The organism is Sporomusa sp., from assembly GCF_057736855.1.
The window spans coordinates 1-9,469 of the sequence record NZ_JBYKYF010000103.1; the positions used below are offsets into that span (position 1 = coordinate 1).

General features: G+C 41.3%; 9 protein-coding genes. All 9 read left to right on the forward strand.

Annotation, left to right across the window (positions count from 1 at the left end):
• Nucleotides 1–377: 377 nt before the first annotated feature.
• Entirely contained in the window at nucleotides 378–1,544 is a 1,167-nt protein-coding gene (locus tag AC29Z1_RS08550) for a Card1-like endonuclease domain-containing protein (RefSeq protein WP_488271037.1), read from the forward strand.
• A gap of 14 nt (nucleotides 1,545–1,558) precedes the next feature.
• Entirely contained in the window at nucleotides 1,559–2,848 is a 1,290-nt protein-coding gene (locus AC29Z1_RS08555) for a TIGR02710 family CRISPR-associated CARF protein (protein ID WP_488271038.1), read from the forward strand.
• A gap of 359 nt (nucleotides 2,849–3,207) precedes the next feature.
• On the forward strand, nucleotides 3,208–3,525 hold the full coding sequence (locus tag AC29Z1_RS08560; protein ID WP_488271039.1) for a hypothetical protein: 318 nt from the start codon (nucleotides 3,208–3,210) through the stop codon (nucleotides 3,523–3,525).
• 140 nt (nucleotides 3,526–3,665) lie between these two features.
• Complete coding sequence (cmr1, locus tag AC29Z1_RS08565) at nucleotides 3,666–4,934, forward strand: type III-B CRISPR module RAMP protein Cmr1 (protein ID WP_488271040.1); 1,269 nt, start codon at nucleotides 3,666–3,668, stop codon at nucleotides 4,932–4,934.
• Between the two features lies 1 nt (nucleotide 4,935).
• On the forward strand, nucleotides 4,936–6,726 hold the full coding sequence (gene cas10 / locus AC29Z1_RS08570) for a type III-B CRISPR-associated protein Cas10/Cmr2 (RefSeq protein WP_488271041.1): 1,791 nt from the start codon (nucleotides 4,936–4,938) through the stop codon (nucleotides 6,724–6,726).
• The gene (locus AC29Z1_RS08575; RefSeq protein WP_488271042.1) at nucleotides 6,727–7,872 is read left to right on the forward strand and encodes a type III-B CRISPR module-associated Cmr3 family protein; all 1,146 of its coding nucleotides are present in this window, start codon (nucleotides 6,727–6,729) and stop codon (nucleotides 7,870–7,872) included. It begins immediately after the preceding gene.
• Between the two features lie 14 nt (nucleotides 7,873–7,886).
• Nucleotides 7,887–8,759 (forward strand): type III-B CRISPR module RAMP protein Cmr4, encoded by an 873-nt coding sequence (cmr4, locus tag AC29Z1_RS08580; protein ID WP_488271043.1) that lies wholly within the window; start codon nucleotides 7,887–7,889, stop codon nucleotides 8,757–8,759.
• A gap of 3 nt (nucleotides 8,760–8,762) precedes the next feature.
• A complete protein-coding gene (gene cmr5, locus AC29Z1_RS08585; RefSeq protein ID WP_488271044.1) occupies nucleotides 8,763–9,131 on the forward strand; it encodes a type III-B CRISPR module-associated protein Cmr5 in 369 nt (122 codons plus the stop codon).
• A partial coding sequence (locus AC29Z1_RS08590; protein ID WP_488271045.1) for a hypothetical protein occupies nucleotides 9,128–9,469 on the forward strand: 342 nt, incomplete at its 3' end. The genes cmr5 and AC29Z1_RS08590, both read left to right, overlap by 4 nt.

The window sequence follows — 9,469 nt, forward strand, 5'->3', positions numbered from 1 at the left end:
AGAATTAGAAGACCAGCGATTAATTGTGACAATTAAAGCCATTTACCGGAAATCCTGCCAAAGTAGTGGTTCTAGAAAGAATGGGGGACGCCGCAATGTGATATAATTTGGGCCGCTAGTATTAATATTATTACCCGGCTTTTTTGGATTAAGAGAAATTAGTGTCTGTGATATAATAAGAGGATTCTAAAAAAAGTTTAAGAGGATGGAAGTACGTGTAGAGCATAAACATGGGAACTAGCTGCCTCACACATAGGGGTGGCTAGTTTAATTTTTTAATTTATTTAAACAAAACTTAACAGGATTTTCCTTAAATTACTGCGAATACCATATATCACAAACAATGTGTATATTACATGCATGAGGTGTCATTCTTTATGAAAAAAGTTATTACTTTACTTGGTGACCAAGTGGCGCCTATCTTATTGTTGGTGAATGCAATTCAACAGCTTAACGAAGTTCACATATTAACTACGTCTTTTAAAAAAGTTCAAGCAGATAATGTAATACATGCTCTGACCCAGCTCCATCCTTCCATGCGGGTGCAATATCATATATTATCTACTCACAATGACCCGGAAGTAGTAAGACAGAGCATACAAAATCTGGTGCAACCAGGAGAGGATGTTATATTTGACGTTACTGGTGGTACCAAGCTTATGTCATTGGGTGCCTATCAAGCTTCACAAATACATAAAGGTACAGCGGTTTATGTTGACACACAAAATAATGTAATTCTAAATATTTCTGCAGATACCAAGCAGCGGGTATTTCGACAAAGTCTACCGCACATTCCAAGTGCTATAATGCTTGCTGCCTATGGCAAGATAATGAGAGAACAGAAATCACCTTTGGCAGAGGCATTTTTGCGGCAAATCACCACTTATATAAAATCAAATCTTCAAGCATGGATACTATTTTGGTCATGGTATCGGTCACATTCTATTCGTGAAGAGTATGCCAAGCTGATAAGTTCAGATATATCCTACGAAAGACCGGTACAATCCATGGGGGAAGACACTGATAAAATTATAAGAACAATATCCTATCTAAACTCTGTGGGATTGCTATCATTTGCAAAAAGTGACACTTCAATTAGTATTAAAATCTCAGTAGCGTTTGATAAATATCTTCACGGCGGTTTATGGCTGGAGGATTTTGTGTATCATCAACTAGTTGGAAAGTTTGATGAAGTAATGAAGAATATACGTCTGTATAACCGGCAGGCATATTTGAAGGACAATAACTGTACAAGCGACAATGAAGTAGACGTTTTAGTTTCTCATAAGGGTAAAACTTTATTTTTGGAGTGTAAGGCAGGCGGAATAAAGAACATTAGCCCTGCGGATGTTTTGCCCAAAATTGAACTAGTTGCCCAGCGAAATGCTGGTTATTTTGCGCGTAGTATCGTGGTCCTGCAAGTGCGGCGAAATGAAATTCCTAGCGACTTTGTACGCAAAGCCCGAGATCTAAGAATCGGTCTAATATGTCAGGAAGACCTTGTCCGTCTACCTGGGATAATTATGGGCTATTTAAAAAATTGAGGGGGTTTGAATAAATGAAAATCTTGATAGCCAGCGTAGGTGGTTCAGACGCACCGATTGTGAAATCCATTCAAAGTAACAAACCAGACCGTGTCTATTTTATCTGCAGTGAATCAACTGAAACAACCAAAGGAAGCTGGGAAACTATTGAAAAGCGTACTAGCTTTCTTGCCTATACTTGCAAGGAATGCGGACATAAAGAACAGCGTGAAAACAAATCATTAGTAGAACAAACTGGTTTATTGCCTGATCAATACGAAATAGTTAAAGTTGATCCAGATAAACCATATGAGATTTATACAAGGGTTACCTTGCTAATTAGTCAGCTATTAAGTGAATCACATCAGGTAATAGTAGACTATACTGGTGGTACAAAGTCCATGAGTGTTGGGTGCGCCGCAGCTGCAATGGACTATCCTAACTGTGAGCTGGCTTTTGTTGGCGGTCCGCGTGTTGATTTGATTAAGATTAAACATGGTATGCATTCTTTGAAAAAGTTTAAAGGTAATACAGCTTTTGTCCATAGACAATTGCGCTTGGTAAGGGAATTAGTGAGCAACTGGAATTACATTGGTGCTATTCCGATCCTTGAGGCGCTCATTGAAGAAGGTTTGACAGACGATAATAACGTGGAACGTTTGCTGATATTATGCAAAGCTTATGCGGCCTGGGATAAATTTAATTATCAAGAAGCGGCTGAATTTTTAAGCCCATATACTAAAGATTCCCATATAGCTGAGGCTATGGGGAGAGTAAAAAGAATCATTATAGGACTCAATTGGTATAAAAGCTGGAACCCTGATACTAGGCCTAATATGAAATTTGATGTTGTTTATGATTTATTTCTTAATGCCGAGCGGCGGGCTAATCAGGGTAACTATGATGATGCTATAGCCAGAATCTATCGGGCTATAGAAATGTACGGTCAGTTCTGTTTAATGAACAGCAAGCCTTCACTGTATAGCTCAGACATAGATGTTAATCGGCTGCCTGAAAATCTGCGGGAAGAATATGAAGCTAAGCGGCGTGATGGCAAAATACAAATTGGACTTGTTGATAACTTTGAGCTCTTAGCTAAGCTAAACCACCCTGCAGGTAAAGTTTGGTTAGAAAACCGTAGCAAAATGTTAGATAAACTCAAAAAACGCAATTATAGTTTTCTTGCCCATGGTGTTAACCCATTACAAGCAAGCGATTTTGCTGGCGTAAGAGAACAAGTGTGGAATTTCATCAACCAATGTGACCAGGCATGTGGTATTTCTAAAGGTTTGGCAGATTATACCCAATTACCACAGTCGTTATAAGATTAGAACCATAGTAAATTAATAAATTTACATGAAAAATTAGCTGTATGTAGTAGTTAAAGGTAGAGAGTAAAATGCAAAATAACACGATAGATTAGCGTAAATTTTAAATAAGCTTACATTTGCTGGAATTTAATTATCAAAGGCCAGAGTATTTTTGCTCAGGCTTTTTTTTTTTTGCCAAAATCTAATAAATTCAAAATTATGACATTTTGCAGGAAAATTTTTGCTTATATAGAATAATTTACAACTTAGGAGGGAATGAATTGGCTAGCTTGGACATCGTGAAGAAAAGTTAGAACGCATTATGCCTTTACATCTGATAAAAAGATAAGAATAAGGCTCTTTTTAGAGAAATTGTGATGCAGGTACTGCCAAAATTATCTCCTGTTCCTGCTAATAAGCCTGAACCTATAAAGTTTATATCAATTGGTAATTTTGAGGATATCGAAATGATTTATAAACAGATTAATGAATTATATACAGAATTGAGCAACGAAAATTTTCGGGAAAGTGATATTGTTATCGATATAACTAGCGGGCAAAAAGTAAATAGCATTGCGGGAGCTGTTGCGACACTTGGAACGGATCGTCAATTCCAGTATATAAGCACTGAAACAAAAAAAGTGACAACCTATGACGTAGAGATAGGAAAGGACGATAAGTCCAATAAATAACTGTAGGAAAGACCTTCCCACTTCATGGAGAGGAACAGATGATAAAAGATTAATCTACAGCAATTTGTGAAAGTACGCGTCTAGAACGCTAATAAATAAAATCACAAACCTATATAGACGAGAAATGCGAGGGAGAGGTATTGAAAACAAAAACAGTCCCTAGTGAAATTATCACGCAAGAGCTAGAGAGAATTGGTAAACAAAATCCTAGTGACGAAAGAGAAATCCATACTTTTCAATGCAGACTAGTTACTCCTCTATTTGGTGGCGGGGTCAAGGCCGGGGAAGTCGATACCAAGATGCCAGTGCGAGCGACAGCCATACGAGGACAACTGCGTTTTTGGTGGCGTTTCCTAAAACAGCATGATCCGGTTAATCCAGTGAAAGATCCTAAAGAGTTGTTTAAGCAAGAACGTGCTATCTGGGGTGGTCTCGGAGATAAGAATGAATTAACTGCGAGTAAGGTTTTATTGCGGGTACAGACTTCAGGTCCTATTGGGCTTGAACGTCGTGCCGAGACATTGACAAGGTGGATTCATCGTTGCGAAGGCTATGTGCTATTTCCTGCCTTTGATCGAGAATCAGGAATAAATCCTCCGCCGCCACGCAGTTTAGGTAGACCATTTGAGTTTAGCCTTAATATAGGGTTGCAAAGGGGAAAGAAAAACGGCTTAAGTGAAGAACAGTGTTCCGAAGTGTTAACGGCTCTAAAATGGTGGGCAACCTTTGGCGGACTGGGTGCTCGCACCCGTCGTGGAGTTGGGACGGTACTAGTTAAAAATATAAGCAACCAGGTTCTTACTGTCAGTAAAGAAGAAGCCCAAAAATATGGATGTAAGCTTGTACTGGCTCAAAGTAGTAAACAAAATCCTATCGATGCTTGGCATGATGCCATAACTAAACTACAGATGTTTCGTCAAGGTCGTGATATTGGCAGAAACCGACCGGCGGCAGACTCAAAAAGCCCGGCGGGTCGAAGTAGGTGGCCTGAACCAGATGCTATTCGCCGGATAACTAAGCAAAACAGCCGCCGCCATCAACCCGTGCACAAGGCGGGAAATGTTTTTCCACGGGCAGCTTTTGGTATGCCCATAATCTCGCATTTTAAGGATAAAGGTGATCCAGCCGATACTCCTCAGCTACTGCCGCTTGGCTATGAGCGGATGTCCAGCCCGCTAATATTGCGTGCTTATTATCTAGGTAACTCTTCGTGGGTAGCGGCCTGTTTATGTTTTCCGTATCATGAGATACTTAAGACGAAAATTGAACTAAAACAAGGCGACCGCTCATGGGCGTTAGGTGAATTGTGGCAAACAGATCAGTGTTTGAGTAAGGAGATCCCCCCTATGGCTAACCGTGGTCAAGATCCTATCAGCGCATTTTTAAAATTTTTTGAAGAGGGTAACTAATATGCAAAAATGGCTGCTTGAAATATCTTTTGGTCCAGTACAAAGTTTTATTGAAGCGGCTCGCAAAAGCCGTGATCTCTTTGCTGGTTCATTCATTCTCTCTGAGGTAGTGAGAGCTGCTGCCAAGCAGTTAATTGCCGATGGTTGCCAGCTAATTTATCCTGTCAGCGAGCGTGTCAATAAAAATAACAAGGACGATATCAGCAACTTGTCTAACATATTGTTGGTACAGTGCAACGATATGGAGGAATCAGCAGTACGAAAAATTGCCGACAATGCTATTACAAAAGGTAAAGAATATCTGATATTTCTTGCTAATCAAGCACGCGAGGACTACAGAAATCATGGTGTTATCCTGCGCTCTGTAATATTTGATTATCAAATCGCCGATGCCTTGGAAGCCTATGCGGCTTGGGCAGAATTAAGCGCAGATTATAAGCAATCATACGACAATCTAAAACAATCCATTGCTGCGCGTAAAAATACCCGTGACTTTGCTCCTATGTACCCAGTAGGTCAGGTCAAGGATCAAGGTGTTCCCAAATCATCCTTTGATGGGTTGCGTGAATCAGTGTTGCCATCAAAATCTGAAATAAATCGCAGGGCAATGTTGCGTTTTGACTTGAAGCAAGGCGAACAATTGGATGCTTTGGGGTCAGTTAAGCGTTGGGTCGCTCTTCGGGAAGAGCAGAATTTTATCCCGCTGGCGCGAGTTGCGGCCCAAAGCTGGCTGTTAACTTTAGAAAAGCGAACACTTAATGAGCTGGAGCATGCTTATGAGAAATTAGTCGAAAGAGGCTTAGCTTCTAAAATTAAAGGACTGGATATTTTTCCTTTTGATGGCGTATTGTTGTTTACGGAAACTCTGGCAGCAGAACTTGCGACAGCTATCAAAGATGGCGACGAATCGCAAAAGGTATTAGCGCAGTTACAAACAATTCTCTACAAAATAGCGCAGAGCGGCAAAGGATATCCTTGTCCATATATTGCTATGATCATGGCTGATGGTGACCGTATGGGAGCCTTTATTGATAAGGCTTCGAGCCAATTAGAACACCACAAGATATCTCGTGCTGTTGCAGACTTTGCCGAGCAGGCTACGAAAATTGCCAGAGCTTATAACGGTCAAGCAATATACGCAGGTGGTGAAGATTTGCTAATTATTGCACCTTTAGCCAGTGTAATCGGTTTATCACAGAAATTATCAGAAGAGTTTGCTAATAAAATTAAGCCAGTAGCTCAGGTGTTAGGCGTCAGCGACGCTCCCACGTTACGTGTTGGAGCAGCGCTATGCCATATTTTTGAGCCATACAGTCTAATCAGAAAATATGCCAAAGCTGCAGAACGTTTTGCCAAGGGAAAAGCTGGTACTAAACAGCAGGGAAATGCTCTTGGGTTAGTGCTGCATATTCGTTCAGGTCACATTCTTGAGAAATGGCTCAGTTTTAGCAATGCAGCAGAATTTGAGAATTTAAAAAGATGGATAGAACTCTATGCGAATAAAAAAATTTCAGGTGGATTGGCTTATAGAATCCGGGAAGCGGCTGGTAGGCTTCAAAAATTGCAACTATCCGGAGCAGCAATTGAAGCAGAGCTTAAATTATTGTTAGACCGTGCTCGAAGTTCAACCGGTGCGGGAAGAATGGACAAGCAAGTTAAGAGTGATTTGCTCAAGCGGTATTTCCAACTGGCAGATATAAAAGGACATACGGCAGATAGTCTCAGATTATTAGCAGAAGAATTAATCCTAGCGCGCTGGTTATCTGCCCGTACTGCAGGCGAGGTGAAATAAATGAACCAATTACATAATTATCTTATTCAACCGCTAGCACCGCTTGTTTTTAAATCAGGCCGACCTTTTGGTACAGGAGGGCGTGATGGGGCCAATTTCCCCTGGCCAAGTTCTGTTGCGGGGATGCTGCGTACTTGTGTGATGCAGGCAAACGGCTGGAACTATGTAGATGATGCTCGTAAGCAGCAACTGCTGACATTGAAATCTCAAGGTCCTTTTCTCGTTCGCATCAGTAATTTATCTTGTGAAATCATGGTACCTCGTCCGTTAGACAGTGTTTACCTGCTTGATGAAACTACTAACAAGATGCAGGTGTGCAAACTGGCGCCAAAGCCATTACCTGCTGGTTGTTATTGCAATTTGCCGGCTGGAATGCTTCCTGTACAGCTTATAGAGCAATGCAAAGGTAAACCACAGCCAGACCCTGAGTTTTGGCCACTTACAACACTGCTTGCATGGCAAAAAACAGGAGAAAATATTGATTTTGATTCCCTGCCAAAAGAAAAACCTGAGGTTGATACGCGAACCCATGTTGCCATTGATAGCAATACCTATGCCAATAAAGCAGGTGCTCTCTTTCATATACAGGGCTTGGATTTTGCCCCGCGCTTTGATAAGGATAAATGCCGGTTTTCACCAGTATCCTTTGCTCTTGCCGCCCGTTTTTCACAAGAGTTGTCTAACCGTATGATAACTCTCGGAGGTAAACGTAGATTAAGCTGGCTGGAAAAAGCGCCAGACACCTTGTTTGCTTGTCCGAGTGATCATATAGCTGAGATTACCAAGGCCAAAGGTCTGGTCATGACTGTGGTTACACCAGCTATTTTCAAAGATGGCTGGAAACCCGGCTGGTTGGACAATGAAACTCTTATCGGTACGCCACCGGAATGTGAAGGATTGAAGGTAAAGCTAAGGGCTGCTTCCATAGGACGCTGGCAGGGTATATCAGGCTGGGACATGATGAAGCAAAAGCCTAAAGCTGCACGTAAGGCTGTTCCGGCCGGTTCAGTATATTGGTTTGAAATAATCAGTGATGCCGGTTTTGATTGGAAAAAAATATGGTTGACTTCTATCTGTGACGAACAGCAAGATCGTTTTGACGGCTTTGGGCAGGTTGTGCCTGGACCTTGGCAATGCAAAAACTGAGGGGAGAAGCAAAAATGAAAACAAGTTTATATTTTCTTCATGCACTGTCACCTGTACATGTTGGTATCGGTCAGGCAGTTGGTGTAGTAGATTTGCCAATCATGCGCGCAAAATCGACCAATTTTCCGTTGATACCTGGTTCGGCCATGAAAGGCGTACTCCGCGATTTTTTTAGTAAGCACGAAGACCAAGTAGCATTATTTGGTCCTGCTAATGTTACAGATAGTGAAGCTATGGCAGGAGCTTTGATTTTGGGCGATGCACATTTATTAGCTCTACCAGTACGGTCTTTTGCAGGAGTGTTTGCTTATGTAACCTGTCCTTATGTTCTCTCATGTTTAGTAAACGATTTGAAAAGGTCAGGAGTTGAGAAAATACCATTCATACCTGCTGTGGCAGGTGAAAAGGCCATTGTTTCAGATTGTTCAGTAGTTACTAAGGGAGATAAAGTATATTTAGAAGATTTGGATTTAACTGCAGAACGTAATGCTCAGGCCTGGGCTGAGTTTCTTGCAAATAAATTATTTAAAGATATTGAGCAGGAGATCTTTAAAGCTCGTTTTCTAATTGTAGCTGATGAGATCTTTGCCTTTTTATCTGAAACGGCAACAGAAGTTCGGGCGAGAATTCGTATTGATGACGAGCATGGAGTTGTAAATGATACTGCTCTTTGGTATGAAGAAAACCTTCCTACCGAAACAATTCTTTGGGGTTTTCTCGGCATGGAAAACGGCAAAACAAGTAAAGCAGCCCGCAATAGTGCTGTAAAATCTGCTGAGCAATTGCTTCAATCTTTTACTGAGCATGTTGGTAAAGACACTCTGCTTCAGGTTGGCGGAAAAGCAACTATTGGGCGAGGCCTTGTCCGTTTCCTGATGGGGGTGTAGCTAATGACAAGCAGAAGCAGCCGTATGGCGCAGCAAGCTATATTGTGCGTTACAAAAGTAGAAATAAGTGACCGTAAAGAGTATAAAAGCCGGGCTAACTCTTTTCCTGCTATGGTTATGCAGTCAGGACTTGCTCAGGCTACTGGTTTTTTATTAGCAAAACAGGGCGTGTATAGAAAATATTTGGATGACATAGCACAAGTCCTTAACAGTACTGAAACTTGGAACTTCAACAATGGTCAAAAACTTCATGAAAAAATCATTCAATGTGATACACAGACATATAGGTTATTGACACGGGATATTTTGCAGGCTGCAGGCTGGCTTAAGAGATATTGTCAGGCATTGTTTTCACAGGAGGAGACATTATGACGCAGCAGCTTTGCCGTAATGTATTTAGAGATATTAGCGATTGTACTCATGCTGGCTTGCTTTTGTCTCGAGGATTACTATATTATCCGGATAAGAGTAAAGCCGCTAAGGAGAAGGAAAATCTAATTGAAAGAATATGCCAGCTTAGACCTGATGATACTTATCGGCAGGCATTTAATCGCTGGAAGCTAGCTACTGCGTCATCGAGCTTTTCTACACTTACGGCAACATTGCAGGGACGGTTATATATTGGTGTTACCCGTGAGAATGCATTGGAGGCCGGTGTTACTGTCCACCATATTTATGGAATGCCGCTTATACCAGGGTCTTCTGTTAAG

Excerpts from the sequence above, each read along its gene's own strand:
- AC29Z1_RS08550 (WP_488271037.1), top strand. The coding sequence starts at position 378 with ATGAAAAAAGTTATTACTTTACTTGGTGACCAAGTGGCGCCTATCTTA.
- AC29Z1_RS08555 (WP_488271038.1), top strand. The coding sequence starts at position 1,559 with ATGAAAATCTTGATAGCCAGCGTAGGTGGTTCAGACGCACCGATTGTG.
- cas10 (WP_488271041.1), top strand. The coding sequence starts at position 4,936 with ATGCAAAAATGGCTGCTTGAAATATCTTTTGGTCCAGTACAAAGTTTT.
- AC29Z1_RS08575 (WP_488271042.1), top strand. The coding sequence starts at position 6,727 with ATGAACCAATTACATAATTATCTTATTCAACCGCTAGCACCGCTTGTT.
- cmr4 (WP_488271043.1), top strand. The coding sequence starts at position 7,887 with ATGAAAACAAGTTTATATTTTCTTCATGCACTGTCACCTGTACATGTT.
- cmr5 (WP_488271044.1), top strand. The coding sequence starts at position 8,763 with ATGACAAGCAGAAGCAGCCGTATGGCGCAGCAAGCTATATTGTGCGTT.